This window comes from Amycolatopsis acidicola, from assembly GCF_007713735.2.
Lineage (GTDB): Bacteria > Actinomycetota > Actinomycetes > Mycobacteriales > Pseudonocardiaceae > Amycolatopsis_E > Amycolatopsis_E acidicola.
This window is the reverse complement of record NZ_VMNW02000016.1, coordinates 88,617-114,795: the sequence shown is the minus strand read 5'-3', so window position 1 is coordinate 114,795 and position 26,179 is coordinate 88,617. Positions and strand designations below refer to the sequence as shown.

Genomic DNA, 26,179 nt, shown 5'->3' with positions numbered 1-26,179 from the left:
AACTGTGAGCGAACGGGGACCCGATCCCTTTCCGCCCGAGGGCGTCGATCTGGAGCGGCCGAGCGTCGCCAGGGTCTACGATTTCCTGCTCGGCGGTTCGGCCAACTGGGCCATCGACCGGGAGTTCGGGGAAAAGGTGCTCGCCGGGTTCCCGTTGCTGAAATCGGTGGCGGTGGCGAACCGGCTGTTCCTGCACCGCGCGGTCCGGCACCTGGTGCGCCTCGGCGTGCGGCAGTTCGTCGACATCGGCTCGGGCATCCCGACGATGGGCAACACCCACCAGATCGCCGACGAGGTCGCGGCCGACTCACGCGTGGTCTACGTGGACAACGAACCGGTCGCGGTCGCACATTCGCGGTACCTGCTGGACAACCAGGGGGATCCGCGGCGGCACGCGGTGGTGCGCGGCGACATGCGTGACCCGGACGGCCTGTGGGAACAGGTCGCCGACACCGGGGTGATCGACTTCGCCGAACCCGTCGCGTTGCTGCTGGTGGCGGTGCTGCACATCCAGCAGCCGGGCCACGACGGCACCGACATCGGGCCGGCGGCGGTCGCGCGGTACCGGGAGCTGCTCGGATCCGGTTCGTACCTGGTGATTTCCCAGGTGACCGACGAGGGCGTGCCGCCGGAGCTCGAGGACAAGCTGGCGGAGCTGAAGGAGATGTACGACCGGTCGACCAGTCCCGTCGTCTGGCGCTCGCAGCGGGAAATCCGCGCGCTGCTGGGAGATTTCGAGCTCGTCGAGCCCGGCATGACGTGGACGCCGTTGTGGCATCCGGAGGAAAGCGGCCCCGGTGCCCCGGTGATCACCTTCGCCCAACCGGAGGAGTCGGTGATCTGGGCCGGCGTCGGCAAGAAGCCCTGAGGGCTCAGGCGCACAGGTTCCCGGCAGCGTTTTCCCGCCGACGCAGCCCGATCGCGGTGGCGTAGCAGGGCGGGCAGATCAGCGCGCGTTCGACGATCGCGACGATCGCCGTCTCGCACCATTCACGGCAGTGCCGGCAGGGAAACACGACCAGCTCGGCCAGGCTGTACAGCTGCAACCGTTGCGCCGGCTGGTAAACCGTGAGCACGGTGACCTCGCGGCCCGCGCAGAGAATGCGTGGCCTGCCGTCCGCCTGGAAGCGGGCGGGCCAGGCGGGCCACGGTCGCCGATCCTGGTGCACGTCCATGTTCATCCCCACCCCGCCGGGGCCGCCGCCGTGCGGGCCGGTCTTCACCCGCGTCTCCAGCAGCGAAGCTGTCCCCCCGGGATGCGGGAAATCTCCGGTCCGGCACGGCGACGACCAATTCCCTGCTTACCAGGAAACGGCGCCGGGTGGAATCGAAAAAAATTCGCAGCATATTCGGCTAACGCGATTTTCCGGCAGGTCGGCGCCCGATTCCGGCTCAGGGGGCCAGGTTGGTGAGCCGAACAGTCTAGCTCACCCGGGTGACGCCTGATCGGCGGATTTCTCAGTCCGTGCCGAACTCGACCCTGTCTGGGTAGAAAGCCACATGGCCTGCGATTTCACCGACAGCGGGGTACGGCGACTCGTACGTCCAGACCGCATCGGTGCCTTCCTCGGCGCCGATGATGCTGTAGTAAGAAGCCTCCCCCTTGTACGGGCAGTACGTGGTGCTGGTCGTTTTTTCCAGCGCGCCCTGTTCGACGTCCGCCAGTGGAATGTAATAAACGCCCGGATAACCGGCTTCGTGCAGAACGAGTGGTGAACTCGTGTCGGCGATCAGCTTGCCGCCGGCATGCACGCGCACGTGTTCCGTGCTCTGTTCGATGGTGATCGGGTGGTCCGGTCCCGGAACCTTCATCGACCTCGTCATGCCAGGGACAACCGCGGCCGCCGCGGCCGTATTCCGGCCGGCGGCACGGGCTGGACAGCGCCCGAGCCGGCGTGATACCAACAACGTGCGGGCGAGACAGGTCGGTCTCTCTCGCGACGGTTGACTCACCAGCCGCAAGCACCGCCGCTACGCAGGTTCCAGGTAGTTAGCGGGGTCTCGGACTGATTGCACCTGATTGGCCGTTTTCTCCACTAGCTGCCCCGCAAGGAGGCAGCCCCATGAGCGTCAGCGCTCTCCCCGAACCACAGCTGAGCTGGTCCGAAGACCGGCCGGGCCGTGGTGTCACCGTGCTCGGGTTCGCCGGCGAGCTCGATCTCGCCACCGCCCCGCAGGCAGAGTCCCTGATCCTGCCCCGCCTCGACGGCGCGCGCTCGCTGGTGCTCGATTTCTCCGGGCTGACGTTCCTCGGCGCCGCGGGGCTGAACCTGGTGCTGCGTGCCCGTTTGCTCGCCACCCGCCGCGGGATCGACCTGCGCCTGGTCGCCGGAGCCCGGTGCGTGACGCGGGTTTTCGAGTTGGCCGAGGACGCGGGCTGGCCGCCGGTGCCCGTGTACCGGCGGCTGGCGGACGCGCTGGAGGAGCAGGCCTGAACAGTCCGAAGTGGACTCTTCAGGCGCGTTCCCGCAGTGCCCGCGCCGGGATCCCGATCAGCAGGATGAGTCCGCCGAGGATGACCACCGCGGCGCTGATCTGCAGTCCGAGGTCGAGTTTCCCGGTGGTGGTCTTGATCCAGCCCAGCATCGTCGGGCTCGCCGCCGCGGCGAACGAACCCATCGTGGTCACCATCGCGATGCCGCTCGCCGAGCCGGGGCCGGACAGGTAGATCGAGGGGATCGAATAGAACACCGTGAGCCCCGAGTAATGCGCCGCGGTCATCAAGGCCAGCAACACGATCACGACGTACGGGTTGCCGGTGGCGAAGGAAAGGCCGATCAGGCAGCCGGCGGCGAAGAACTCGGCGCCCGCCGCGTGCCAGCGGCGTTCCAGCGTGCGGTCGGAATGCCTGCCGACCAGCAGCATCACCACCATGCCCAGCACCGGCGGGATCGCCGAGAGCAGCCCGAGGCTGAGCACGTTGCCGACGCCCGCGCTGTTGATGATCAGCGGCGTCCAGAACGAGACGGCGTTGGCCAGCGTGTACGCCCCGCACGAGACCAGGCCGAGGATGTACACCCGCGGGTCGCGCAGGGCACGCAGCAGGCTGCCGTGTTTGGTCCCCTTGTGCTCCTGGTCGGCGGCCAGGTCCTCGGTGATGAGCTGTTTTTCGGCGGTGCTGAGCCATTTCGCCTCGCTCGGCTTGTCCTGGAACAGGAACAGCACGAGCAGCCCGAGCACGATCGGCGGCACGCCTTCGAGCACGAACAGCCACTGCCAGTCGCGCAGGCCGCCGACGCCGCCGAGGCTGTGCATGATCCAGCCGGACAGCGGCGAGCCGATGATGCCCGAGAGCGGGACGCCGAGGAAGAACAGCGCGGTCATCCTGGTGCGCCGGGCGGACGGGAACCACTGCGCGAGGTAGTAGAGCGCGCCGGGGAAGAAGCCGGCTTCGGCGACACCGAGCAGGAAACGCGCGCCGTAGAAGAGCGTCGGCGTGGTGGCGAGCGAGGTCAGGATCGTGACCGCGCCCCAGGAGAGCATGATCCGCACGAGCGTCTTCCGCGCGCCGATCTTGGCCAGCAGCATGTTGCTCGGCACTTCGAACAGGATGAAGCCGACGAAGAACAGGCCGACGGCCAGTCCGTACACCCCGGCGCTGAACCCGAGGTCGGCGTGCAGCCGGACCTGGGCGATCCCGATGTTGGTGCGGTCGATGAAGCTCACGACGTAACAGGCCAGCAGCAGCGGCATGACCCGCAGGGCGACCTTGCGATAGAGCCGGTCGCGGGCGGCGGTCGCGGTGCCTTGGCCGGTACCTTGCTGCGAAGTCGACGTCACTGTCTCACTCCAGGGGTTCGAGTGGGGGATGCCCAGAGTCTGCGACCTCGGTGTTGAGAAAGTCAACACCCGAGTTCCCGGCGGGGCGCCCGCGGCGGTCGCCTAGGATCGCCGGATGAGCGTGACCATCACCGAGCTGTTGTCGTTCCGGTTGCATCAGGTGGCGAACGCGATCTCCCGGAGCGCGGCGACCCGGTACCGCCGGGATTTCGACGTGAGCCTCGGCGAATGGCGCACCATCGCGCTGCTCGGCGCCGAAGCGCCGTTGAGCCTGAACAGGCTGGCCCGGCTCGCGAGCCTGGACAAGGGGCAGATGAGCCGCGTGGTGACCAAGCTCGACGAGCGCGGGCTGCTGCTGCGCGAGTCCGGCGCGGGTCGCACGACGCAGCTGAGCCTGAGCCGCAAGGGCAAAGCGCTGTACAAGGGGCTGATCGAGGCGGCGAACGAGCGCAACGACGCCTTCCTGGTGTGCCTGACCGAGCAGGAGCGGCAGGTGCTGGACTCGGCCCTGACCAAGCTCGCGACGCTGGCCAGGGCTCTGGAGCGCCAGGAGGCGCCGCGGTGATGTGTTGACTTTGTCAACACTGGTCGTGTACTCCTGGAAACGTTCGCCGGTTCCAGGAGGTACATCGATGGCAGACGTGACGATCTGCGAGTGCTTCGCCCGTGACGGGCTGCAGCACGAGGAGCAGTTCGTGCCCACGGCCACCAAGCTCGGCCTGCTCGGCGCGTTCGCCGCGGCGGGCTTCACCCGGATCGAGGCCACCAGCTACAGCAACCCGGCCCGGGTGCCCGCCTTCGCGGACGCGAGCGAGCTGCTCGCCCGGCTGCCGCGCACCGAAGGCGTCGCGTACAAGGCGACCTGCCCGAACCCGCGCGCCGTTCAGCGTGCGCTCGCGGACCTCGACGCCGGGCGCGGCGCCGAGGAACTGAGCCTGCTGGTCTCGGCCACCGAATCGCATACCGAGCGGAACCTGCGCACGACGCGTGACCGGCAGTGGGCCAACGTCGCCGAGATGATCGAGCTGGCGGGTGGCCGGTTTCGCCTGGTCGGCGTCGTGTCGGTGGCTTTCGGCTGTCCCTTCGAGGGCGCGGTCGACCCGGGCTCGGTCGCCGAGGACGTCGCTCGTTTCCGGGATCTGGGAGCGGATCTGGTCACGGTCGGTGACACGGTCGGGGTCGCGAACCCGCGCTCGGTGAAAGCGCTCTTCGACCGCCTCGGGGACGCGCCCGCCGTCGCGCATTTCCACAACACCCGCGGGGCGGCGCTGGCCAACTGCGTCGCGGCGCTGGACGCGGGCTGCCGCCATTTCGACAGCGCTTTCGGCGGTGTCGGCGGGCATCCCGCGCAGATCACCTACGGCCAGGGCATGACCGGCAACGCCTGCACGGAGGACCTGGTCGAGCTGTTCGAGTCGATGGGCGTGGACACGGGGCTGGACCGCGACGCGGTCGCCGCCGCGTCGCGCGAATGCGAGCGAGCGCTGGGCCGGGAGCTGCACAGCCTCGTCGCCCGCGCCGGGGAGGTGGCGCATGCCTGAGGTACTGCTGACGGAGGACCGCGAGGCGATCCGCGTCCTGACCCTGAACCGCCCCGAAAAGCTGAACGCGCTGAACACGGCGTTGACCCGCGCGTTGCACGACGCGCTGCTGGAGGCCGATCGCGATCGTGGCGTGCGGGCCGTGGTGCTCGCCGGGAGCGGCCGCGGTTTCTGCGCCGGCGCCGATCTGAGCGAGTTTTCCCACCTGACCACGGAAAACCCCGAGGCCGTGCTGGAGCGAGCAGAGCTGACCAGCCGCACGCAGTCGTTGCTGCGCGAGCTGAGCACTCCGGTCGTCGGCGCGGTGCAGGGGCCCGCCGTCGGCGGGGGAGCGGGGCTGGCGATCGGCTGCGACATGACGGTGGTGGCCACCGACGTGAAGTTCGGCTACCCGGAGATGCGGCATTCGATCGTGCCCGCGGTGGTGATGACCGGACTGCAGCGCCAGCTGGGCCCGAAGCTGGCGTTCGAACTGATCAGCCTCGGCCGCATGCTCACCGCGCCGGAGATGCTCGAACTCGGCCTGGCCAACCGTGCCGCAGAGCCGGGCGAGGTGCTCGACGTCGCGCTGGAAATCGCCGGGAAGTGGGCGGCGGCGAACCCGCTGGCCATGTCGGCGACCAAGAACCTGTTCCACCGGGTCGCGGATCTGCCCTACGCCGAGGCGATGCGCGCGGGCCGGGACGTGAACGTGATCATGCGCGGCTTCCGGGAGGCACGATGAAACCGCTCGCCGGGGTCACCATCCTCGACTTCTCCCGGGTGCTCGCGGCGCCGTTCGCCACGCAGATCCTCGCCGAGCTGGGCGCGTCAGTGATCAAGATCGAACGTCCGGGCGCCGGGGACGAATCCCGTGCCTGGGAGCCGAAACTGCCGCACGGGGAGAGCGCGTACTTCTTCGCGTTCAACCGGGGCAAGCGTTCCCTCACTTTGGACCTGAAATCCGAGCGCGGGCAGCAGCTGGCGCGTGAACTGGCCGCGAAGGCCGACGTGGTCGTGGAGAACTTCCTGCCCGGCGGGATGGACAAACTCGGCCTCGGCTACGAAGCGCTTTCCGCGGACAACCCTGGCCTGGTCTACGTGTCCAACACCGGTTTCGGGCAGCACGGGCCGTACCGCGACCGCAAGGGCTACGACACGATTTTCCAGGCCCTGTCCGGGATCATGCACCTCACCGGCTATCCGGACGGGCCGCCGGCGAAGGTCGGCGTGCCGGTGTCGGACCTGGCCGCCGGGCTGTGGACGACGATCGCGATCCTCACCGGACTGCTCGGGCGCGGCACGTCCGGGCGCGGGGCGCACGTGGACGTCGCGATGATGGACGTGCAGGTCAGCCTGCTCGCGCTGGCCGCCGCGCGGGTGTTCGCGTTCGGCGAGGACCCGGTGCGCGCCGGCACGCAGCACCCGGGCCGCGTGCCGTCGGCGGCGTTCCAGTGCCGCGACGGGCGCTGGCTGCACCTGAGCGCGAGCGATCAGCACTGGGCACCGTTGTGCCGGGTGCTCGGTCTGCCCGACGATCCCGCGCTGGCCACCAACGCCGGCCGGCTCGCCGAGCGAGAGCGCGTGGTCGGCGATCTGCGGGCGGCTTTCGCGCAGCGGCCCAGAAACGAGGTGGTCGCCGCACTGCGCGAGGCCGGGGTGCCGGTGGGCGAGGTGAACTCGGTCCGCGAAATCCTCGAGGACCCGAACACCGTGGCCCGCGGGATGGTCGGGCGGTTCGAGCATCCGCGCGAGGGCGGTTTCCCGGCGCTGCGCACGCCGTTGCGGCTCGACGGGTTCGACGATCCGGAGGTCGCGGTTCCGCCGGTCTTGGGCGCGGACACGGAGGAAGTGCTCGCGGAGTACCTGGGGCTCGACGCCGAGGCGCTGCGCGGACTGCGCGCGGAGGGGGTGGTCTGATGGAGGTCGAGTACAGCGTTTCCGGCGGCGTCGCGACCGTGGAGCTGAACCGGCCGGAGGCGCGCAACGCGCTGAACCTGCCGATGTGCCGCGCGCTGCGTGACGTGTTCACCGCCCTCGACGCCGATCCGGACGTCCGTGTGGTGCTGCTCGGCGGCCGTGGCCCGGTGTTCTGCGCGGGCGCGGATCTCAAGGAGCGCAAGGGAAAGGACGAAGCGTGGGTGCGGGCGCGGCGGCTCGCGTCGTTCGCCGCGTACGAGACGATCGAACGCTGCGCGAAGCCGGTGGTCGCCGTCCTGGCGGGCCCGGTGGTCGGATCCGGCGGCGAGATCGCGATGAGCTGCGACTTCACCCTCGCGTCCACGGCGGTCACCTTCCGCTTCCCGGAACCGCACCGGGGGACCGTCGGCGCCACGCAGCGGCTGCAGCGCGTGATCGGGAAACGCCGCGCGAAGGAGTTGTTGTTCACCGGTCGTGTGATGGATTCCGGGGAGGCGCACCGGCTCGGGCTGATCACCCGGCTCGTCGAGCCGGACGAGCTGGAGAAAGCCGCGGCGGAGACGGCGGCCGCTATCGCCGAAGCGCCGGCGCTGGCAATCGAACTGACCAAGCAGTCGGTGGACCTCGGGGAGGAAACCACGCTGTCCCAAGGAATCCGTATCGAAATGGCGGCCATCGAACGCAATCTCGCCGACGGCGGCTGGCGGCGCGGGGTGGAGGAGTTCGGCACATGGACCTGACCGGGATCTGCCCGCTGACCACCGACGCCGTGCTGCGCCGCGCGGCCGCCGTGGTGCCGGACGTGGAGGCCGTGGTCAACGCGGACGAGCGGGTCACTTTCGCCGGGCTGGCAAGGGAAGTCGAGACGGTACGAGCCGCGCTCGCCGCGGCCGGTGTCCGGCGCGGTGACCACATTGGACTGTGTCTCGGCAACGGACCGCGCTGGGTGGCGTTGTTCCTGGCGATCACGTCGCTGGGCGCGGTGACCGTGCCGGTGAACACCCGCTTCAAGGCCGGTGAGCTGGAGTACGCGCTGCGGCAGTCGGAGGTACGGCTGCTGTTCGTGGCGGAGAAGGTGCTGAGTTCGTCATTCGTGCCGCTGTTGAGGGAGATCTGCCCCGCGGTGGACGCTCGGCTGCCCGACCCCGCGTTGCCGGAATTGCGCCAGGTCGTGGTGGTCGGCGTGGACGTGCCGGCGGGCGCACGGTCGTGGCAGGAGTTCCTCGACGGGGCGGGTGAGCCGGTCCCGGCGGTGTGCGAGCCCGACGACGTGGCGTTGATCCAGTACACCTCGGGGACCACGTCGTTCCCGAAGGGCGTGCTGCTCACGCACCGGAGCATGTGCGCGGACGCGTTCTTTTCCGGGACCAGGCTGGGCTTGCGCGCGGGCGACCGGTTCTACAGTGGACGCCCGTTCTTTCACGTCGCGGGGACCACGTTGTCGATTCTCTCGTGCCTGCAACAGCTGGCGACCCTGGTGACGGCCGAGCGGTTCGAGCCTGGAGCGGTGCTCGAGTTGCTGGAAGCCGAGCGGTGCACCCATTTCGCGGGCAACGACACCATCGCGCTGATGCTGCTCAACCATCCGGATCGCCCGCGGCGGCGGCTTTCGTTGCGGGGCGCTTGGCTGGCGGCCTCGCCGACCGTGGTGCGGCGGGTGATCGACGAGCTCGGCGCCACGGAAGCCGTTGTGGGATATGGTCTTTCCGAGGCTTCGCCGAACGTCGCGCAGTCGTGCTGGTGGGAGCCGGAGGAGCTGCGGGTCGAGGGGTCGATGCCGCCGGAGCCCGGGGTTTCGGTGCGGTTGAGCGAAACCGGCGAGATCCAGGTGCGCGGCTGGAACGTGATGCGCGGGTATTACGCGATGCCCGAGCAGACGGCGGCGGCGCTCGACGGCGAAGGCTGGCTCTCCACCGGTGACCTCGGCCGGATCGACGAGCGCGGCAGGCTGTCGTTCACCGGGCGCGCCAAGGAGATCATCCGCGTCGGCGGGGAGAACGTCGCGCCGACCGAGGTCGAGGCGATCCTGCACCGGCATTCGGCCATCCGGCAGGCCGCCGTGGTCGGCGTGCCCGACGAGCGGCTGGTCGAGGTGCCGTTCGCGTTCGTGGTGCTCAACGGTGACGCGGAGCCGGACGAGCTGCTCGACTGGTGCCGGGGCGAGATGGCCGGGTTCAAGGTGCCGCGGTACCTGCGGGTCGTGGCCGGGTTCGAGGGCATCGGGATGACGGCCAGCTCGAAGATCCAGAAGAAGCAGCTCGCCGAGCACGCGCGCCGGTTGCTGGAGGAAGCGTGAAGATCAGCACGGACGTGACCCGGCTGCTGGGCATCGACCTGCCGATCGTGCAGGCCGGGATGTCGTGGGCGTCTTCCGCGCCCGCGCTGCCACTGGCCGTCTCGCGCGCGGGCGGGCTCGGCGTGCTCGCGGCGGGCCCGATGCGTCCGGACGCGCTGTCCGAAGCGCTCGATGTGCTTGCGGGGCAACGGTTCGCGGTGAATCTGCCGCTGTACCGCAAGGGCGCCGAGGACACGATGGACCTCCTGTTGGAGCGCCGGGTGCCGGTGCTGATCGCGTCCCAGGGCGGGCCGAAGCGCTACCTGGCACGGTTCCGTGAGGCCGGTACGATCTGCCTGCACGTGGTGGCGAGCCCGGGGCACGCCAGGAAGGCGGCGGACGCCGGGGTGGACGGGCTGGTCGTCGTCGGGGCCGAGGCGGGTGGACATCCGCCGCCCGATCAGGTGTCCACTTTGGTCATGCTGCGCGCGGTTTCCTGTGCGGTGCCGGGGGTTCCGCTGATCGCGTCGGGCGGGTTCGCCGATGGCGCCGGGCTGGCGGCCGCGTTGTCACTGGGGGCCGGGGCGGCGCAGTTCGGCACCCGGTTCCTGGCCACGCACGAGGGAAACGTGCACCCGGCGTACAAACAGGCGGTGCTGGACGCGTCGGTTTCGGACGCGCGGCCGGTGGGCCGGGACCTTGGGGTGATCCGCGCGCTGCCGAACGCTTTCACGGCGGAGATGGAGAAACTCGAGCGGGACGGCGTTGCCGAGGAGGTTCGCCGGGAACGCTTCGCGGAGTCGACGCTGAAGATGGCCGCGCACGAAGGCGATGTGGCGAACGGGAAGGTCGAAGCAGGCCAGTCGGCCGGGCTGATCGACTCGCTGGAGCCCGCGGGCGATCTCGTGCGCCGGATCGCGGAGGAGTACCTCGCCGTGGTGGCAGGGTTGCCGCGCTGAGGTTGGAAAAACCCCGCAGAGCCGGAGCGGCAGGCTCTGCGGGGTCCGTCTGGGGGTCAGACCGCGGCGGCGAGCCGGGCCGGGGACACGGTGTGGATGCTGGTCAGCACCGCCGCGAGGCTGGGCAGCCAGCGCTGGCTGGTGTCCGGCGGGATCACCCAGCGGGCGATCTCGTTCGGGCGCTGCTCGGTGGGCAGCGGGATGGCCGTGCCGGCCGTGAGGACGCGGACGCCCGGGGGTAGTTCGGTCTCGCCGGGGGCGAGCACGTCGGCGTCCACCAGCAGGACGACGATCATGCCGTGCTTGGTGGGGACGTTCAGCGTGGGGCCCGCGCACCCTTGCCGGGCAACGCTTTCCAGCACCCGGTCCGACAGTGACTTGGGGACCGCGACCGCTCCGATGCCGGAGCCCGTGACCAGGCGCAAGCCACCTTCGTGCCAGTGCACCGGCCAGCCGAAGGCACCGCGGTAATCGACCCGTGGAGCGGGCTGCTGTGGCACCACATGCTGTTCGACGCGCATGAGCGGGGTCCCTTCGGGCGGTACGTCGGTGTCCGTACCTCCACACTCTAATGGCACGGAGTGCCTTTAGCAAGATGGCCTGTGACCGATCCGGTCCAAAAGTAGGCGGATACGGGCCGCGGCCGATCCACCTGGAGTGATCCGTTTCCGCCGTGGCTGTGACCGGGGCGGTCACCAGCGATGCAGTAGGTTCTTCCCATGTCCGATGAGCCCCGGCGTTCGCCAAGGCCGCGCGCGGGCCGGACCACCGCCGGCCGCCGCAAGCTGCGTCATTCCCTGACGGTGGCGGCGATCGACCTGTTCCTCGACCAGGGGTACGACGCCACCACGGTGGATGAGATCGCGTCCGCCGCCGGGGTCGGCAGGCGCACCTTCTTCCGGTACTTCCGGTCGAAGGAGGACTCGATCTTCCCGAACCACGAGGAGGTGCTGCTCGACATCGAGCAGCTGTTCGCCACCGCCGACCCGGCGCAGAACCCGGTCGAGGTGGCGTGCGCGGGGGTCGGGCTGGTGCTCGACTTCTACCTGTCGGACCCGGACGTCTCGGTGAAGCGGTACGCGCTCACCCGGACCGTGCCTTCCTTGCGGGACAAGGAGGTCGCGAGTGTCGACCGGTATCAGCGTGTGCTCGCCCGGTACCTGCGGGGCCGGTTCGAAGCGGACGGGGAGCCGATGGCGGACCTGCGTGGGTCGGTCGCCGCGGCCGCCGTCGCCGCGGCGCACAACCACGTACTCCGGCGGTGGCTTCGTAGTGGTGGTAAGGACAATGCGCACGCGCACGCCAAGGAGGCGTTCGCGCTCGTGGTCGACGCGTTCTCGGCGGACGTGGCCACGGAAGAGAAACCCGACGAGGACACGGTGATCGCGGTCCTGCGTTCGTCAGCCGGACTCTCCGACGTGGTCCGCCAAATCAGCGAAGCACTCCGCGATACGTAGTGGCACGCAGTGCCACCAACAGCGACGATGGGGAGTGACACCGCTACAGGACCAGTGTCGGGTTACCGCAGCCGAGCTCGGGCAACCTGTTACTCTGCTGGCCCGCCACCCGCGTGCCCGCGAGTATCGGGTTCACTGTCGTGCCCGGCCGGTACGCGACGAGCCGCAGCAGCCGCGTGTTCGGGATGTTGACGGACCTCACTGCGGGCTGCCTGCGCCGTGTCTGGGAGGACTGCACCTGAACCCATCAGCGAACGGCTCGAATGCCTGGTCTGCTCGGGAATCCACCGCGTCGTCCAACATCCCGGCCTGCGGCGTTTGGTGCAGAACATCGAGAACCGGTCGGCGAGGCTGTCGCCGTAGCCGACTCCGTTGATCCGCACGGCACCTTGGCGGACGTCCGAGCCTGTCGTCGCCGGTGTCGGATGCGTCGTGAGCGACAGTTTGGTGGCAGGCTGCGGCGCGCGTTGGAATCCGCCCCGACGAACTCGCCCCACTCGTCGCAAGGCGGGAAGTATTCGGCCCGCTCGGTTATCGCACGAATCAGGCCCTGCATCCCCGAATCCTCTAGCTAGCACGAGCCCACGATGTATACGTGGCGTTGAACGGGTTGGGAACCCAGGATGTCGCCAACCGACATCCCCGGCAGCACTGGTGGGAGGAGCCGCGCGAGGTAGGTTTCGCGGTCCTTCGAAGTGGGCGCTCCGGCCGTCGCTCCCACAGCGCCCACGTCGACCAGCCGAGGCGGCGGCCGTCGGCCCGCTGGCCGAGCGCGACGTCCAGGCGGACCGGCGGATGCACGAACCGAGGGGAAAAGGTCCTTAGGTGGCACGCACGCGGGCTTCGCCGACGCTCGCCGGGGGCAACGCCGGATGGATTTCGTCGGCCCTCGCCCACCAGATGGTGGCCTCGACTTTGTCTCCGCGGGCCCGGGCGATGTTGCCCAAACCGGTGAACGCGCGTGCCGCTTCGTACGTGCTGCTACAGCGTTCGGCTCGGGCTGTCGCTTCGTCATAGGCAGCTGTGGCGCGTTCGTAGTCTCCACTGTGGAAATACGCCCAGCCCATGCAGTTGAGCGCCATGACGGCGTCCAGGTTCAGCACGAGCTCCTCGAACACGGGTAACGTACTTGCCGCCAGCTCGGCTGCTTCGGCGGCCGAGCCCAGCGACGTCAGCACGAGGGAGATGCCGCGGTTCGTGATCGCGGCATTGCGTTCGTTGCCTTCCTGTTCGTAGAAAGCGGCCGCGCGCCGCAGGTTCTGGAGCGCTTCCTCGTGCCGGCCGCGGTAGTGGTCCGCCCATGCCTGGTGCGCGAGTGCCGTGCTCTCGCCGTGACCGTCGCCGATTTCCCGGTACAGGGAAAGCGCTTGCTCGTAACGGACCGAGGCGGCGTCTGGATCGCCTCGATCCGCCAGCGCCACTCCGAGATTGGCCGTGCTGGTGGCCAGCGCCCACCTGTCGCCGGACGCGCGGGCGGCGGACTGAGCCCATTCGTGGGTCTCGATCCACGGCTCCCAGAGCTTCGCGAGGAAGAAGAAGCCTCGCAGGGAATAGGCGAGCCGCCAACAACGGTCGAACTCGCCACGCTCGCCGGCCGACTGGCACAACGCCACGAGGTTCGGCCATTCCGCGCTCAGCCAGTTGACGGCGTCGTCATCGGTTTCCAGCTCCTTCGCAGGCGTGTCGTCGGGCCAGGCGAGCTCGGGACGGTAACGGCCAGGGGTGATCAACCGGTCGGCAGCTTCCGCCGAGCGGACGGCGAAATCCATGACGTGACGGAACATCGTCGCCTGTTGAGCGGCCGAGGTCGTGGCGAACAGGTGCCCGCCCGCGTGCGAACGAACCAGGTCGTGGAAGGCGTACCGGTCGATCGCGGGCTGTGTCAGCAGGTGCACGTCGTGCAGGCGATCCAGTACGCGCTCGGTGCCCCGGCCTCCCAGCACGCCGGCAGTGTCGAGATCGAAATCAGCACCAGGAAGGAGGGTGAGCAGCCCCAGCAGCCGGGATTCCGCGTGCGGCAGCTGCTGAACGGACAGGTCGAAGGCCGCGGACACGCTTCGTTCGCCGTCGTCCAGCTCCGCGATCCGCACCTGTGCTCTGGCCAGCCGCCGCTCAAGTTCGGCCGCGTCCCAGGCCGGATGTGACCGGAGCCGGGCTGCCGCGATCCTGATGGCGAGGGGGAGCAGTCCGCACCGGGTCACGATGCCGGCTACCGCCTCGTCCGGTTCCACGCCGGTGAGCGAGGCGAACAGCTCGCTCGCGGCCGGTTCGGACAACACGTCGAGGGAAACGTGGGCCGCCTCGTCGAGCGCCGCGAGCCGCGACCTGCTGGTGATCAGCACCCGGCTCTTTGGCTCTGCCGGGAGCAGCGGCCGCACCTGCGCGGCGCTGCCGGCGTTGTCGAACACGAGCAGAAAACTCCTGCCGCCCAACCTGTTCCGATAGTAGGCGGTCCGGTCGTCCGGATCGGCCGGGATCGACTCCGGTGGTTCACCCAGCATCCGCAGGAGCCGGTCCTGCACCACCGAAGGCTCGTCGGACACTCGAAGGTCGACGTAGAGGCAGCCATCGGCGAAACCGGCTTCGAGCCGGTGTGCACAACGGACCGCCAGCTCGGTCTTCCCTATGCCGCCGAGCCCGGAGATCACGCACACGCCACCCTCGGACGAAAGGGCCTGCCGCACCCGCGAAAGCTCGGCTTGTCGTCCCACGAAGGTGTTCGTCGCCGGTGGGAGTCCGGACGGGCGGGTATCCGGCCTGGTCCGTCGCCGGGCAGGCCTGCCGGGCAACAGGGCTGTCAACGCGCCGGGAGCGTCGAGCTGCTCCTCGCACAACGCGGCGAGTGCCGCGCTCGGTGTAGCGAGGCCAGTTTCCACCTTACTGAGAAATCCCTTGCTGTAGTGCACGCGCTTTTCCAGATCGGCCAGCGACAAACCACTGGCGGCCCGGAGTCTGCGCAGTTCCGCACCGAATTTCGCTCGTTCGCTCATCGACACCCACCCTCGCCGGAAGGTCAGTATGCCCCGGCGGATGCCGCCGGAAAACCGGCAGGACAGGGAAAAAACCCCGTCCTGCCGGCGTTCGTGCGTTTCGTGGCCGTCCATCGGGGCTCAGCTCAGCCGAAGACGATGGACAGCAGGGTCACGATCAGCCCGATGACGTGAGTCTGCATGACGACACCTCCTTTGTGTAGCCGGCGACTGTGGCGTCCGGGTGAGCCGTTGGCGCCGCGTCACGCTGATGGCCCAGCGCGATGCCGAGCACGACACCTGCCACGACCAGCCACAGGGCCAGTTTCAGGAGCAGAGAGAACGAACACAGGATTTTCAATTCCGACTCCTCGCCTCAGGGCGTTGCCCGGGCTCACGGGAACTCCGCGGTCGATTTCTGGTGATTGTCGCCACCGGAATTTCCGGGACCATCCAAGAATGCGTTCTTCGTCGAATTGCGGACAAGGAGTTTCCCGTTTCCTGCTTTCCCGGAAAACGAAACACGTCGCGGAAACCGGGAATCGCCGATGTTGCTGCTGGACAGTGTTGTCCTGGCTGGACAGAATGGACGTCCTGACGCGGGAAGGCATGGGAGGACGGGTGAACGTCAGCACCATCGATGTGGCGGCCGAATTGAAGATCCTGCGGAAGGGGCGCGGGGTCTCCGTCGTCAACCTCATGGAACGCGTCGGACCGGCGATACGAGCGGTATGCGGAATATCCGAAGAGGATGACGCCGGCACGATCCGCCGCAAGATCTCGGCCCGGTTGCGCGAGCTGATCGAACCGCTTCCGGATGATCTGCGCACCGTGCTGCTGGCCGGTTTCGGCCTCCACGAAGACACGCGCCAGCCCTTTTACCAGGACCGGGTGCACTGGGCGGCCAGCGCGCTCAAGCGGGATGGCCGGACCGTCCGCCGCCGGATCGACGAGGGCATTGACCAGCTCGCCGAGGCGGCGGTTTCGGCGCTCGCCCCGGAGCCCGCCGCGGCCTATCCGAGCCTGGATTGGCACACGGAGGAGCTACGCGTGGCCGTCGCGCTCGACCAGCCGGTGCCCGAAGTGTTCGAGTTCCGGCGCGTGGTCGCGGACGCCGACGAGATCTTCCAGCTGGACCTGGCGCTCACGCTCACCGCGCCGGACGGGAAACCCAGCCCGGTCCGCGAATCGGATCTGCAGGTGGACGTGTTCTACGGTGGCACGCTGACCGGACGCCAGATGGAGTCCAGTGACCGGATCGGGCTGGCGCTGCGGCTGCCGGAGCCGCTCGCCCGGGGCGCGCGGCACGACATCGCGTTGCGATTCCGGGCCGAGTTCCGGCACCCCCACTACGTTTGCGTGCCAAGGCATCCGTGTGACCTGTTCGACCTCCATGTCCGGTTCGGTAGTGCGCTCCCGGAGCGGATCATCAGACTGGACAAGGTGTTCCAGGAAGACGCGAGGGACCGCTCGACGCGGGGACCTGAGCTCGCGGCCGATGGCGCGGCCGAGGTGCACGCGCAGTTCCGGCATCTGGCGCCGGGGTTCGCGTACGGCCTGCGATGGCAGGAGAATGGGTCGCCTGATTGAGGCGGTGGGCACGCCGCTCCAGCCGGGTGGTGAGTTGGCCGGTCTGCCGAAGTCGCTCTGGGTGATCTCTGCGAGGAGGACGTGCACCGAGGTGGCCATCCACTTGCGCAACAAGCCGTCGTGCACCAGCTCCGGCACGTTCGCGACAGTGCTGCCGTCGGTGACCATGTCCAGCAGGGACACCAGGTTCGGGTCCTTGGCTGCGGGGTCGACGAGTTCGATGGGGTTCATGGCCCGCAGCCGCTCACCGCGATCGCCATCCCGAGATCGAACCGGCAATTCGATGGCCTCGGGATGTCTGTGGCCGAGCAGCCGCGCCTAGGGTTCGAGGATCGCTGGGTCGAAATCTACGGCCGCCGGTGTAGCGCCGAAAACCCGCTGGCGCTCATCGCCTCGGTGGTGGCCGACCGCGCCCTACCAGTACCGGGCAAACCGCGGGAAGCGCTCGTGTGCGTCGAGTGCTCCTGTGGAGTGCCTTCACTCCACCGTTCGCGCGCGCAGATCACGGATGTCGAGGGGCAGCCCGGCGTCGGCGAGGACGACTTCCGCTTCGGCGCAGCGGGCGTGCTGATGCCTGCCGTCCACGTGGTAAACGGCGGCCACCTCACCGGCCATCTCGCGGGCACGGCCCTGATGGCCTGCCGGCAGGACGCTGCGGGCGTACTCCAGTCGCAGCGTCTGACGCAGGTCCTCGGATTCAGTCCGAGATCGCGCGTTTCGGACAGGAGCTGCTCGAACACGGCGGGCGGTAGGGCTTAGTGTGGCGAGGCGGATGCGGATGGCTTGGGGCGCACTGTCCGGTTGGGCGGCGAACAGCTCGTCGGTCAACCGCGCGGGCGAGAGTTGGAGCACCAGTGCCATCGCTCGGAGCGTGAGGGGATGGCCGCCACAGCGTTCGACGAACCGCCTTATACCGTCTCGTTCTTCGGCGTCGGACGGCGATCGTGTTTCCGCGAAGAGCTGGAGTCCCTCGTCGGTGCTGAGGCCCGTCAAGTAGATCGCCGTGGCGTCCCAGGCCGAGGACGCGACTCGCGCGGTCACGAGCGTGCAGACCTGGGCCGACGGTACGACGACCTGATCGAGTACGCCCGTCGGGAGCCCGTCAGGAGGGTTCCCCCATCGAACGCGCTGTGGAACAGATACGCGTACTGCTCCGCGAGGGCGGTCATGCCAACAACGGGGAGGCCGTGCACCACCGCTACTGGCCGTGAATAGGGTGTTGAACCGGGACAACGTGCGCCGTGCAGTGCACTGTGGACGGACCACTGCTGTGGACAGCGGCCGATGAGGTGTCCTGGTGGAATGCGCCCCCTCGCACTCGGAGGGCCAAGTGGGACGGCGGTCGCCGTGACCTCCTCGCGGACCAGCTCGACGAGACGTGGCATCGACTCGGGGGTGACTGGGCCGGAGAAGAACCTGGCGTCCTGGAGGTCCACGGGTTCCAGGTGGTCGGTGCCGCTTTCGGGGTTGATTGCCAGCACACGCTGCGCCGGGTCCCCGTGCCGTGCTGCGGCGACGAACGCCGCGGTCAGTTCCCATTGGGAGGTGTACTGGCCCGGGAGCGCGCGGGAATAGTAGGCCAGCAGCACCCGCGAGCTCGCGATCGCGTCGGCGATCTCTCGCGTGACCGGTTCGAATTCGTCGATGGTTTCGGCGCGGAAGACACGCAAACCCGCCGGGCGCAGTGCGTCCTCGACGTCCGGCCACGCCGAGGCCCCTACCGGATCGTCACATGGGAAACAAGGGAGCACCTCGAACCGGCCGGTGGTGCGGGAGTCGTGGAGTCCGGGTCCGGGCTGAAGCATCGCAACACTCTTTCCGCTGTTGCTCAAGGGGCGATCACGGTTTCGGCCCAGGGGTGCGTCGGCGTATCACGTCTCGTGATCGCCTCGGGCGACGATTCCGCTACCGTTTTCGACGCCTGAACAGGAAATGTCCATGATTTAACCGACAGCGTCCGGTTCCTGATTTGAGGAAAACGGGATTTCTGGTGACCGGTTAACGGACAAATTCAGGACAACAACTGCCACCCGGCAACACGGTGGTCCGGCGGCCCGATTACCCCGGCAACCGACTCACCACCCCGGAGGAAGTCATGGAACTCGCCGACGCAGCCTCGGGCGGGCCCAGCACCGCGCTCGTCAACGTGCTGCCGATCAACCTGATCGGCGGCTACTGCGCCCTGCAACGCCCGCAACGCGAACGGTTCCCGGCCGCGAACGCAGGACGTGACGCTCAGCTCGGTCCAGCTGCGAGCCGTCTTCGCCGAAAAGGTCGCGTTCGTGGGTTGGTCCGTCGCGGACGACGGCCCGCCGATGATCGCGCGCAGTCCACCCTGCTCACCGGGATCCGTCAGCAATTTGCCTTGCCAGTGCGGGAACAGGGCCGCCGCACGACCGCGTGGATCGCCGTCATCCGTCATTCCAACAGGGAGGTGGGCTGAACCATGACCGCGCTGATCATCGCACTCGTGCTGGGCGCCTGCCTGTATGTGTGGGCGGCGCTGTCGACCTACTCGCTCCCGCTGCTGCCGGTGTCCAGCTCGATGGAACGGGGCTTGAGTCTGGTCGCCGTCGCCCGCCGCGACGAGGAGGGCCGGAATCTGTCGCTGGGCCGGGGAAGGCTGCCGGTAACGCTCGGCCTTGACAGGGCGCCGTGCCAGCAGGTACGCGAAATGCGGATGCGGATGCGGATCGCGGCGGGAGTGGGCCGATGACCACTGCGGAACTGGCCGTGCGGCGGGCTTCCCCGCGAGGGCCCGGCCGGCCGGTGAGCGAAACCATCGGCCCACTCGTGGCTGCCGCGCGCACGGGCGAGTCCGGCGCGGTGAGGGCTCTGTTGGAGACACTCAAGCCCGTGGTCCGCCGCTACTGCCGGGCCCGCATCGGTGGCCGCGACCTGTCGTACTTGTCCGCCGATGACGTGGCCCAGGAGGCGTGCCTCGCGGTCCTGAAAGCGCTTCCCCGGTACCAGGACCGCGGCGGCTCGTTCCTGTTCCTGGTGCGGGCGATCGCGGCGAACAAGGTCGCCGACGCCTTCCGGGTGATCGCCAGGGAGCGCGCGAACCCGGTACCTGAACTCCCGGAGTTCGGCCCAGTCGAGAGCCAGCCCGAGACGCATGTGCTGAACGCGGACTTGGGCGCCCAGCTCGGCAGCTTGCTCGCGACTCTGCCCGCGGACCAGCAGGAGATCCTCGTCCTGCGGATCGTGGTCGGCCTGTCCGCGGCGGAGACCGGCGCCGCGCTGGGCATCACGGCGGGCAACGTGCGGGTCCGGCAGCACCGCGCGTTGGAGAAGCTGCGCCGCCTGGCCGCGGACAGGGATTTCTAAAGCCGGAAAGGCTGAGCGAGCCCTGCCACGAGCTCATCGGCGACGCTGGCCGTCCGGGCTTGGAGGTCGTGGACGGAAAGCGCTTCCACGGGGTCGATCCGGACCCGGTTCCGATGCCCCATCGGGAAAGATGCGCTGGTCGCGGACGCCTCGCTCAGGTGGCCGATGCGTACAGTGGTCGTCGGTTCCAGCCCGATGGCTGGAGCCAGTTCGTCCGGCGCTTCGATGGCGATGCGGAGGAGCGCGAGAATGTGGCGTGTGAGCTGCTTGGCAAGGTCTGCTTCGTCGAGGATCCACCCGAGCTTCGCATCGGGCAGGTTGAACCAGCACGTTCGCTGGCCGCGCCTGTGCACCAGAAGGCCGGCTTCGCCTGTCCTCCAGTCTTTCGAGTAGGCCCAAGCAGCCTGGTCCGAGAAGTCGATCTCAAGTCCTTGGCGCTGTGTGAAGAGTCCTTTCGCGCGGCCCAGCCCGGCCAGCTCTTCGGCGAGTTGCTGAAGCCGCCGAAGCCCCAGCAGACTACGCGGCTCGGCCGGTGCGAGATGGAGTTCGACGGTGGCTTTTTGCGGTCGATAGCTCTGGCGGAACAGTTCGTCCATCCACAGTACGGGAGCCGGTTCCGGCAGCAAACGCCATGAAGGCTCGCCGCGGGACTCGACCCGAGGTGGCAGCCGGACCAGATTTCCCAGGCGCGGCTTGATGTACGCGGCCTGGCCGGTAATCGCGCGGAGCAGCCCTTCGGCACCTTCCACCGTGAACGAGTCCACCCGGTAGTGGTCGTTCGTGTAAGGCTGGAGGAACAGCGGGATCTCATCCACGCTGTGACCAGGCAGCACGACGGCAGGATCCTCTGGGTCCACGCGGCCCGGTTACTTGCAGACGGTCCCGCAGGAATGCCGCTTCCGACTGCCCGCCACGATTCTGGCCAGCAGGGCCCAGCCCGTCGCCCATCGCGCGGTATCCGGTCGAAGCGACGACGAGCACGAAGTCGGCATCGGACATGTGCTTGGTGGCCCAAACGTGCCAATCCTGCCGGCTGGTACCCGTCCAGGAGTCCAGATCCGTTTCGATGCCCTGGGCCACCAGGAACTCGGCGAACTCATGAACGTCCTGACGATGCCGGTCATCGTCATGGGTGTAAGAAACGAACACACGCACGAACGGTCTCCTTCACGCGGGCCCAGTGAACTGCGTACTCGACGATATCCGAGCAGCCGACTGGAAACCCCCGGACCTCTCCCGCATAGCACCGGCCCCGTGTAACCGATCTCCGTCGGCGACCGGATAGATCTTGATCGCACCACGGAAGCGGCGGAACGGAGATCGCGGCGGTGATCAGCGCCACCGGTAGAGGACAAGTACATCGGCTAGCCCAAGCGGGTTCTCGCGGCGGAGTCGGTGGAAGAAAATGCGACCGGCCGACGCTTCCAGAGAATTCGTCACGGCTGAGGTGCAGCTCGAGGACGACCGAGTCGTCGCCTGGGACAGCTAAACGTTTTCGAAGCCGACTCCCCGGCCGCCCCGGCCCCCACGGCGCTATGACCGAGCCTTCCGCACAAGCAACCCGATGAACCGCGCCAGTTCATCCCCATAGCGCTCCGCCACGTCCGCCGGATCGGCGTCCTCGCCGAAGAGGCCGCGCGCCAGTTGCGGGTAGACCGCGAGCGCGTTCCCCGCGCTCATCCCGATCAGCACGAGCGCGGCCGGATCGAACCGGTCGTCGATTTCGCCCGACTCCTGCCGTTTGCGCATCGCCGCCACTTCTTGGGCCAGCCGGGCGTTGCGCTCCCGCCCTTCTTCGTCGTCCTCGCCCGTGTCCGCCAGGCCTTCCCACGCCAGCAGGCGCCCACCGAGCCGCGGGTCGACGCTCGCGCCCACGTAGTGCTTGACCAGCTCCGGCAGCTCCATGTCGTCGGGGAACGCCTCCGACTCGTAGGCCCGCCACTGCCGGCCGATCTCGCGGTACAGCCCTTCCTTTCCGTCGAAGTAGTAGGCGATGAGCTGCTGGTTCACCCCGGCTCGAGCGGCGATTGCGGACACCCGCGCGCCGGCGAACCCCTTCGCGGAGAACTCCTGGATCGCGGCCTCCAGGATGCGCGCCTTCGTCCGCTCCGGGTCTCGCTGGCGTTCGTGCGGCGCGGGCGCGCGGCGCCCCTTGTCGGTACTCATGATCCCATTCTGCCATCCGGCCGGGGAAATTAATCATTCATCTGTTTGACAAACTCAGTCGAACGGATGACACTCGCCGCATGACGGGAATCCGGCCTTATCCCAGACGCTGGGCCGCGCTGGCCCTGCTGCTGACCGCGGTGTTCATGGACATGGTCGACAGCCAGATCGTCACGATCGCGCTGCCGGTCATCCAACGTGACCTCGGCGCCGCCCCTTCGGCGCTCCAGTGGACGGCCACGGGCTACACGCTCGCGTTCGCCGCCACGCTCATCACCGGCGGCCGCCTCGGCGACCGGTTCGGCCACCGCGCGCTGTTCGTGCTGGGCACAGCGGGCTTCGGCGCCGCTTCGCTCGCCGCGGGCACCGCGCCCGACGTCACGGCGCTGCTCGTTTCGCGCGTGGCACAGGGCGTGTGCGCGGGGCTGATGGTGCCGCAGGTGCTGTCGTTCATCCACGCCGAGTTCCCGCCGGCCGAACAGGGCCGGGCGATGGGATTCTTCGGCGCGACGTTCCCACTCGGCGGCCTCGCCGGCCCGCTGCTCGGCGGCCTGCTCACGCAGGCGGACCTGTTCGGCTGGCAATGGCGCGCGATCTTCTTCGTCAACGTGCCGTTCGCGCTGATCGCGGCGGTCGGAGCGGCGTTCGTGCTGCCTCGCCGCCGCGGCCGCGAGGGCGTCGGCGTGGACGTGCCGGCTGCGGCGATCCTCGCGGCGGCTTCGCTGGCCTTGCTCTACCCACTCGTCCAGGGACGTGAGCTGGGCTGGCCGGCGTGGATCTTCGCGGTACTGGCCGCAGCCGTCCCGCTGATCGCGCTCTTCGTTGTGTGGCAACGGTTCCAACAACGCAGGGGGCGCACCCCGCTGGTGCCGCCCACGCTTTTCCGGCACCGTCAGCTGCCCGTGGGCCTGCTCATCATGTTGGTTTTCTACTGCGGGATGGGCGCGTTCTTCGTACTGACCCTGCACCTTCAGAACGGCCTGGGCTACTCGCCGCTGAAGACGGCGTTCACGATGCTGCCCGCGACGGTGGGAATCGTGCTGGGCAACGGGATCGGCATGCCGCTGGCACCGAAGCTCGGGCGCAGGCTGCCGATGTTCGGCCTGCTGGCGCTGATGGCCGCCACCGGCGGGGTGATCGCCGTGGTGGCGTCGATCGGGGACGGGCTCACGCCGTGGGCGCTGACCGGCCCGATCCTGCTCTACGGCGCCGGGCTCGGCCTCGGCGCGTCGTCGCTGATGCTGATCACCATCGAGGGAGTCGCCGCCGCCGAAGCGGGCGCGGCCTCCGGGGTGGTGAACACCGTCGTCCAGCTCGGCACGGCCGCGGGACCGGCCACCGCCGGCACCGTGTTCTTCGGCGGGCTGGCCGCGGGCGAGGGTTTCGCGGCCGCCACCGAAGCGGCGCTCTTCCTCGGCCTCGCGCTCTTCGCCGCGGCTCTGCTGACCAGCCTCCTGTTGCCACGGCGGAAAACCGTGGACGCGTCGTTGCAGAGGACGGGAACTGACCGCATTTCCGGGGACACTCTCCAGCGATGACCACTTTGGACGATCGCGCTCCCAACCGGACCACCCTCGCCCGGCAGTACCTGCTCGACCGTGCCGACGTCCCGGCGGTTCGACCCGGACGTGCGCGCCCGGCACGAAGCCATGCTGCGCCAACGGGTTCTCGGCGTCTATCGCGGCGAACTCGACGGAGTCGATCCCGCGCGGCGGCACCGGCGCCATCGGAATCAGGGCGGCGATCAGCAACTCGCCCAGCGGGCACCTTCGGGGCCGAGCGGCTCGATTTCCCTTTCCAGCCAAGACGAAATCATCGCGCTGCGCACACCTGCCTTCTCACGCCGGGACCCCGCGGGCGAAGCGCTGGTGCTCCGTTATCGCGCCGCGTTCGGGCCCAGGACCGTCGCTGATCTCCGCGCGGTCCGGCGTGGCCGGATTGCCTGCCGCGGTGGCCTCGGTCCGCGACCGGCTGGTGACGTTTCGCGACGAGCGCGGCCGCGAGCTGATCAACCTCCCCGGCGCGCCGCGTCCGGAGCCGGAAATGCCTGCCACTGTTAGGTTTCTGACCGCCTTCCACTATGTGGTCCTCGGCTATCAGTACCGCACTCGCATCATCGATGACGCGCACCGTGGGCTGTCCGTCGCGGGTGCGCGCTTCGTGTTGGTCGACGGCCGTGTCTCAGCGACCTGGACGGTGGAAGACGATGCTGTGGTTGTTCGTCCGCTGCGCCGCTTCTCCCGCAGCGAACGCGCGGAGGTCGTGGAAGAAGGCAAGGAACTGGCGGCTTTCCTTGTGGGGGAACGAAAGTTGCGTAGTCCTGCTAAAATAGTCTACAAAGGACCGAATTAGTCGATCGGGCGAACTGCCGTCGTATTCGGCGATATCGCTTGGCGAACGTGCCGTTTGTTGGTAGCGTGCAGAGCACTGGGGTTGTTCGTCACTTGCGGGGGCAAGCGGCTGAGCATGGCTTTTTCACGATGGGGGCTACCTTTGACAGTACTGATTTCCTGACGTTCGCGTAGGACACACCTTCCTCTCGGCACGTGCGCGGAACAGCCGCGTCCGCGTGCTGGTTCCCACCTGCTCTTTTCAGGAGTGAAACATGTCTACGGCACATGGTTCTTTGTCGCGCGGTCTGACCATCCCGCCGGGAACGTCCGGCACCGCGGGCAGTTTCGGCCGGATGTTCCCGGATCTGCAGGCCCGCAAGCCGACCGGGCTGGAGATGGCCAAACGGTTCGGCCTGCCCGGCGGCCTCATGGACGGCGGGCAGACCACCGACGACCAGCAGAACCGCGGATTCCCTTCCGGTTTCACGTACTTCGGCCAGTTCATCGACCACGACCTCACGCTCGACGCCACCTCCTCGTTCGACCGCCAGGCGGATCCGAACGGGCTGGTGGACTTCCGCTCGCCCCGGCTCGACATGGACAACGTGTACGGCACCGGCCCGGTGGTGAGCGGTCATCTGTACGACCCGAAGTCCCACGGCACCAAGCTGAGGCATTCGCGTGAGGGGGTCGATCTCGCCCGCACGGACGACGGCGTGGCCCTGATCGGTGACCCGCGCAACGACGAGAACCTCATCCTCGCCCAGCTGCACCTGGCGATGATCAAGTTCCACAACCGGGTCGTGGATCTGGTGCAGGCGGGGAAGATCACCGACGCGCTGGGGGAACACCTGGCGCCGAAGCCGCCGGACGAGCCGGACGACGAGCAGCCCGGCGCCACCCTCGAGCAGCTGCTCGACGTCGACAACTACTACAACGACCTGTTCGCGAAGGCGCAGCAACTGGTCCGCTGGCACTACCAGTGGGTCATCGTGCACCAGTTCCTGCCGACGGTGGCCGACGCGGCCGTGGTGCGGGATGTCGAAAGCCACGGCCCGAAGTTCTACCGTCCGGGCAGGTGGCCGTTCATCCCCGCGGAGTTCGCCGTCGCCGCCTTCCGGTTCGGGCATCCGACGGTGCGCTCGAGCTACCGCGTCAACGAGAACTTCACCGGCAAGATCTTCCCGGACGACCCGGAGGCCGGGACCACCCCGCGCATCGACCTCCGCGGCGGCCCGGTCGACGCCGAACACGCGCTCGACTTCACCTTGTTCTTCGACGTCGGGCAGCGGAAGAAGCCGCAGTACGCCAAGCGGATCGACGCGACGCTGAACAGCCAGCTGCTCGATCTGCCGGTCAGTGCGGTGCCCGGCGCCAAGGACGGCGCGCTCGCGCGGCCGGTCGCTTCGCTGGTGGTCAGGAATCTGCTGCGCAGCGAGACGCAGGGTCTGCCATCCGGGCAGGACGTGGCGAGGAAGATCGGAGAAGTCCCGCTGACCGACGAGCAGCTGGGCACCGAGGGGCCGGTCTACCTCTGGTACTACGTCCTGAAGGAGGCCGAGGTGCTGGCGGACGGGCGGCACCTCGGCCCCGTCGGCAGCCGACTGGTGGCCGAGGTGCTCATCGGCATCCTCGACGCCGACCCGACCTCGTACCGCTCGGCGTTCCCCGCCTGGCGGCCGACGCTCGCGCTCGGTGACCGCGATTTCGACCTCGCGGCACTGCTGCGCATCGCGGGGGTGATCGACGAACGGTGAGTTCGCGGGGCACCGGACGGTGAGGCGGAAAGGGCGGTGACGCGGTGAAACGCTCGGCCGGACGAGCGTTTCACCCGCGCCGCACAGGTCTACGGCGACTCTGACTATGGCTTTGACTGACTA

Annotated in this window: 28 protein-coding genes; 17 read left to right on the top strand and 11 right to left on the bottom strand. The window is 68.6% G+C overall.

All coding sequences use genetic code 11. From position 1 onward, the window contains the following. The first annotated feature begins 4 nt into the window (after positions 1-4). Positions 5-868, top strand: a complete 864-nt coding sequence (locus FPZ12_RS14150; protein WP_243769832.1) for an SAM-dependent methyltransferase — start codon at positions 5-7, stop codon at positions 866-868. 4 nt (positions 869-872) lie between these two features. Here the strand turns inward: FPZ12_RS14150 and FPZ12_RS14145 are convergent, their stop codons facing one another. Together FPZ12_RS14145 and FPZ12_RS14140 are read right to left on the bottom strand one after the other, a co-directional pair. Continuing rightward, complete coding sequence (locus FPZ12_RS14145) at positions 873-1,223, bottom strand: hypothetical protein (RefSeq protein ID WP_144745999.1); 351 nt, start codon at positions 1,221-1,223, stop codon at positions 873-875. Between the two features lie 235 nt (positions 1,224-1,458). Then, complete coding sequence (locus FPZ12_RS14140; RefSeq protein ID WP_243769831.1) at positions 1,459-1,812, bottom strand: DUF427 domain-containing protein; 354 nt, start codon at positions 1,810-1,812, stop codon at positions 1,459-1,461. Between the two features lie 251 nt (positions 1,813-2,063). Between FPZ12_RS14140 and FPZ12_RS14135 the strand changes: the two genes are divergently transcribed. Further along, complete coding sequence (locus FPZ12_RS14135) at positions 2,064-2,435, top strand: STAS domain-containing protein (RefSeq protein WP_144746001.1); 372 nt, start codon at positions 2,064-2,066, stop codon at positions 2,433-2,435. A 19-nt stretch (positions 2,436-2,454) separates the two neighbouring features. Here the strand turns inward: FPZ12_RS14135 and FPZ12_RS14130 are convergent, their stop codons facing one another. Beyond that, complete coding sequence (locus tag FPZ12_RS14130; protein WP_243769830.1) at positions 2,455-3,780, bottom strand: MFS transporter; 1,326 nt, start codon at positions 3,778-3,780, stop codon at positions 2,455-2,457. A gap of 115 nt (positions 3,781-3,895) precedes the next feature. Between FPZ12_RS14130 and FPZ12_RS14125 the strand changes: the two genes are divergently transcribed. The 7 genes from FPZ12_RS14125 to FPZ12_RS14095 all read left to right on the top strand — a co-directional run bounded on the left by FPZ12_RS14125 (position 3,896) and on the right by FPZ12_RS14095 (position 10,454). Beyond that, complete coding sequence (locus FPZ12_RS14125) at positions 3,896-4,345, top strand: MarR family winged helix-turn-helix transcriptional regulator (RefSeq protein ID WP_144746002.1); 450 nt, start codon at positions 3,896-3,898, stop codon at positions 4,343-4,345. Between the two features lie 67 nt (positions 4,346-4,412). Beyond that, the gene (locus FPZ12_RS14120) at positions 4,413-5,321 is read left to right on the top strand and encodes a hydroxymethylglutaryl-CoA lyase (protein WP_144746003.1); all 909 of its coding nucleotides are present in this window, start codon (positions 4,413-4,415) and stop codon (positions 5,319-5,321) included. Beyond that, positions 5,314-6,045, top strand: coding sequence for an enoyl-CoA hydratase/isomerase family protein (locus FPZ12_RS14115; RefSeq protein WP_144746004.1), 732 nt, complete (start codon positions 5,314-5,316; stop codon positions 6,043-6,045). The genes FPZ12_RS14120 and FPZ12_RS14115 overlap by 8 nt, the downstream gene beginning before the upstream one ends. Further along, positions 6,042-7,220 carry a CaiB/BaiF CoA transferase family protein gene (locus tag FPZ12_RS14110; RefSeq protein WP_144746005.1) on the top strand — a complete coding sequence of 393 codons (1,179 nt, stop codon included), beginning with the start codon at positions 6,042-6,044 and terminating at the stop codon, positions 7,218-7,220. The genes FPZ12_RS14115 and FPZ12_RS14110 overlap by 4 nt, the downstream gene beginning before the upstream one ends. Continuing rightward, entirely contained in the window at positions 7,220-7,960 is a 741-nt protein-coding gene (locus FPZ12_RS14105; RefSeq protein WP_144746006.1) for an enoyl-CoA hydratase/isomerase family protein, read from the top strand. The genes FPZ12_RS14110 and FPZ12_RS14105 overlap by 1 nt, the downstream gene beginning before the upstream one ends. Further along, positions 7,951-9,516 (top strand): AMP-binding protein, encoded by a 1,566-nt coding sequence (locus FPZ12_RS14100; protein ID WP_144746007.1) that lies wholly within the window; start codon positions 7,951-7,953, stop codon positions 9,514-9,516. The genes FPZ12_RS14105 and FPZ12_RS14100 overlap by 10 nt, the downstream gene beginning before the upstream one ends. Further along, complete coding sequence (locus FPZ12_RS14095) at positions 9,513-10,454, top strand: NAD(P)H-dependent flavin oxidoreductase (protein WP_144746008.1); 942 nt, start codon at positions 9,513-9,515, stop codon at positions 10,452-10,454. Before FPZ12_RS14100 ends, FPZ12_RS14095 begins: the two co-directional genes overlap by 4 nt. 56 nt (positions 10,455-10,510) lie before the next feature. On the opposite strand, the gene FPZ12_RS14090 is transcribed toward FPZ12_RS14095, so the two are convergent. Further along, the gene (locus FPZ12_RS14090; protein ID WP_144746009.1) at positions 10,511-10,975 is read right to left on the bottom strand and encodes a hypothetical protein; all 465 of its coding nucleotides are present in this window, start codon (positions 10,973-10,975) and stop codon (positions 10,511-10,513) included. A gap of 198 nt (positions 10,976-11,173) precedes the next feature. Between FPZ12_RS14090 and FPZ12_RS14085 the strand changes: the two genes are divergently transcribed. Continuing rightward, positions 11,174-11,911 (top strand): TetR family transcriptional regulator, encoded by a 738-nt coding sequence (locus FPZ12_RS14085; RefSeq protein ID WP_144746010.1) that lies wholly within the window; start codon positions 11,174-11,176, stop codon positions 11,909-11,911. Positions 11,912-11,954: 43 nt separating this feature from the next. Here FPZ12_RS14085 and FPZ12_RS45565 read toward each other — a convergent pair whose 3' ends face one another. Both FPZ12_RS45565 and FPZ12_RS14080 read right to left on the bottom strand, forming a co-directional pair. Continuing rightward, positions 11,955-12,113, bottom strand: a complete 159-nt coding sequence (locus FPZ12_RS45565; protein WP_166462733.1) for a hypothetical protein — start codon at positions 12,111-12,113, stop codon at positions 11,955-11,957. A 619-nt stretch (positions 12,114-12,732) separates the two neighbouring features. Continuing rightward, entirely contained in the window at positions 12,733-14,901 is a 2,169-nt protein-coding gene (locus FPZ12_RS14080; protein WP_144746011.1) for an ATP-binding protein, read from the bottom strand. Positions 14,902-15,501: 600 nt separating this feature from the next. On the opposite strand from FPZ12_RS14080, the gene FPZ12_RS14075 reads away from it, so the two are divergent. Continuing rightward, positions 15,502-16,470 carry a hypothetical protein gene (locus FPZ12_RS14075; protein WP_243769829.1) on the top strand — a complete coding sequence of 323 codons (969 nt, stop codon included), beginning with the start codon at positions 15,502-15,504 and terminating at the stop codon, positions 16,468-16,470. Positions 16,471-16,947: 477 nt separating this feature from the next. Here the strand turns inward: FPZ12_RS14075 and FPZ12_RS14070 are convergent, their stop codons facing one another. After that, complete coding sequence (locus FPZ12_RS14070; RefSeq protein WP_144746012.1) at positions 16,948-17,331, bottom strand: hypothetical protein; 384 nt, start codon at positions 17,329-17,331, stop codon at positions 16,948-16,950. A gap of 176 nt (positions 17,332-17,507) precedes the next feature. Beyond that, positions 17,508-18,275, bottom strand: coding sequence for a toll/interleukin-1 receptor domain-containing protein (locus FPZ12_RS14065; protein ID WP_144746013.1), 768 nt, complete (start codon positions 18,273-18,275; stop codon positions 17,508-17,510). Positions 18,276-18,565: 290 nt separating this feature from the next. On the opposite strand from FPZ12_RS14065, the gene FPZ12_RS14060 reads away from it, so the two are divergent. Genes FPZ12_RS14060 through shbA form a run of 3 tightly spaced genes read left to right on the top strand, consistent with a single transcriptional unit; the run spans position 18,566 to position 19,800 of the window. Next, complete coding sequence (locus FPZ12_RS14060; protein ID WP_144746014.1) at positions 18,566-18,913, top strand: hypothetical protein; 348 nt, start codon at positions 18,566-18,568, stop codon at positions 18,911-18,913. Positions 18,914-18,916: 3 nt separating this feature from the next. Continuing rightward, complete coding sequence (locus FPZ12_RS14055) at positions 18,917-19,186, top strand: hypothetical protein (RefSeq protein ID WP_144746015.1); 270 nt, start codon at positions 18,917-18,919, stop codon at positions 19,184-19,186. Further along, positions 19,183-19,800 carry an RNA polymerase sigma factor ShbA gene (gene shbA / locus FPZ12_RS14050; protein ID WP_144746016.1) on the top strand — a complete coding sequence of 206 codons (618 nt, stop codon included), beginning with the start codon at positions 19,183-19,185 and terminating at the stop codon, positions 19,798-19,800. Before FPZ12_RS14055 ends, shbA begins: the two co-directional genes overlap by 4 nt. Here shbA and FPZ12_RS14045 read toward each other — a convergent pair. The 3 genes from FPZ12_RS14045 to FPZ12_RS14035 form a co-directional block, all read right to left on the bottom strand. Continuing rightward, a complete protein-coding gene (locus FPZ12_RS14045) occupies positions 19,797-20,615 on the bottom strand; it encodes a hypothetical protein (RefSeq protein WP_144746017.1) in 819 nt (272 codons plus the stop codon). The genes shbA and FPZ12_RS14045 overlap by 4 nt on opposite strands. Then, positions 20,608-20,955, bottom strand: a complete 348-nt coding sequence (locus FPZ12_RS14040; protein ID WP_144746018.1) for an SEFIR domain-containing protein — start codon at positions 20,953-20,955, stop codon at positions 20,608-20,610. The genes FPZ12_RS14045 and FPZ12_RS14040 overlap by 8 nt, the downstream gene beginning before the upstream one ends. A 378-nt stretch (positions 20,956-21,333) precedes the next feature. Then, complete coding sequence (locus FPZ12_RS14035) at positions 21,334-21,966, bottom strand: TetR/AcrR family transcriptional regulator (RefSeq protein ID WP_144746019.1); 633 nt, start codon at positions 21,964-21,966, stop codon at positions 21,334-21,336. 80 nt (positions 21,967-22,046) lie between these two features. Here FPZ12_RS14035 and FPZ12_RS14030 point away from each other — a divergent pair, with 80 nt between their 5' ends. From FPZ12_RS14030 to FPZ12_RS14020, 3 genes are all read left to right on the top strand, one after another. Next, entirely contained in the window at positions 22,047-23,504 is a 1,458-nt protein-coding gene (locus tag FPZ12_RS14030; protein WP_144746020.1) for an MFS transporter, read from the top strand. A 412-nt stretch (positions 23,505-23,916) separates the two neighbouring features. Then, complete coding sequence (locus tag FPZ12_RS47095) at positions 23,917-24,318, top strand: DNA glycosylase AlkZ-like family protein (protein WP_424923604.1); 402 nt, start codon at positions 23,917-23,919, stop codon at positions 24,316-24,318. Positions 24,319-24,571: 253 nt separating this feature from the next. Then, a complete protein-coding gene (locus FPZ12_RS14020; RefSeq protein WP_144746021.1) occupies positions 24,572-26,056 on the top strand; it encodes a peroxidase family protein in 1,485 nt (494 codons plus the stop codon). Positions 26,057-26,179 lie beyond the last annotated feature (123 nt).

What these genes read in the sequence shown, in the direction of transcription:
- FPZ12_RS14080 (WP_144746011.1), bottom strand. Translation starts at nt 14,901, where the DNA reads ATGAGCGAACGAGCGAAATTCGGTGCGGAACTGCGCAGACTCCGGGCC.
- FPZ12_RS14110 (WP_144746005.1), top strand. Translation starts at nt 6,042, where the DNA reads ATGAAACCGCTCGCCGGGGTCACCATCCTCGACTTCTCCCGGGTGCTC.
- FPZ12_RS14105 (WP_144746006.1), top strand. Translation starts at nt 7,220, where the DNA reads ATGGAGGTCGAGTACAGCGTTTCCGGCGGCGTCGCGACCGTGGAGCTG.
- FPZ12_RS14035 (WP_144746019.1), bottom strand. Translation starts at nt 21,966, where the DNA reads ATGAGTACCGACAAGGGGCGCCGCGCGCCCGCGCCGCACGAACGCCAG.
- FPZ12_RS14065 (WP_144746013.1), bottom strand. Translation starts at nt 18,275, where the DNA reads ATGCTTCAGCCCGGACCCGGACTCCACGACTCCCGCACCACCGGCCGG.
- FPZ12_RS14120 (WP_144746003.1), top strand. Translation starts at nt 4,413, where the DNA reads ATGGCAGACGTGACGATCTGCGAGTGCTTCGCCCGTGACGGGCTGCAG.
- shbA (WP_144746016.1), top strand. Translation starts at nt 19,183, where the DNA reads ATGACCACTGCGGAACTGGCCGTGCGGCGGGCTTCCCCGCGAGGGCCC.
- FPZ12_RS14115 (WP_144746004.1), top strand. Translation starts at nt 5,314, where the DNA reads ATGCCTGAGGTACTGCTGACGGAGGACCGCGAGGCGATCCGCGTCCTG.
- FPZ12_RS14135 (WP_144746001.1), top strand. Translation starts at nt 2,064, where the DNA reads ATGAGCGTCAGCGCTCTCCCCGAACCACAGCTGAGCTGGTCCGAAGAC.
- FPZ12_RS14090 (WP_144746009.1), bottom strand. Translation starts at nt 10,975, where the DNA reads ATGCGCGTCGAACAGCATGTGGTGCCACAGCAGCCCGCTCCACGGGTC.
- FPZ12_RS14055 (WP_144746015.1), top strand. Translation starts at nt 18,917, where the DNA reads ATGACCGCGCTGATCATCGCACTCGTGCTGGGCGCCTGCCTGTATGTG.
- FPZ12_RS14060 (WP_144746014.1), top strand. Translation starts at nt 18,566, where the DNA reads ATGGAACTCGCCGACGCAGCCTCGGGCGGGCCCAGCACCGCGCTCGTC.
- FPZ12_RS14140 (WP_243769831.1), bottom strand. Translation starts at nt 1,812, where the DNA reads ATGAAGGTTCCGGGACCGGACCACCCGATCACCATCGAACAGAGCACG.
- FPZ12_RS14020 (WP_144746021.1), top strand. Translation starts at nt 24,572, where the DNA reads ATGTCTACGGCACATGGTTCTTTGTCGCGCGGTCTGACCATCCCGCCG.
- FPZ12_RS14030 (WP_144746020.1), top strand. Translation starts at nt 22,047, where the DNA reads ATGACGGGAATCCGGCCTTATCCCAGACGCTGGGCCGCGCTGGCCCTG.
- FPZ12_RS14100 (WP_144746007.1), top strand. Translation starts at nt 7,951, where the DNA reads ATGGACCTGACCGGGATCTGCCCGCTGACCACCGACGCCGTGCTGCGC.
- FPZ12_RS14070 (WP_144746012.1), bottom strand. Translation starts at nt 17,331, where the DNA reads ATGGCACTGGTGCTCCAACTCTCGCCCGCGCGGTTGACCGACGAGCTG.
- FPZ12_RS14085 (WP_144746010.1), top strand. Translation starts at nt 11,174, where the DNA reads ATGTCCGATGAGCCCCGGCGTTCGCCAAGGCCGCGCGCGGGCCGGACC.
- FPZ12_RS14125 (WP_144746002.1), top strand. Translation starts at nt 3,896, where the DNA reads ATGAGCGTGACCATCACCGAGCTGTTGTCGTTCCGGTTGCATCAGGTG.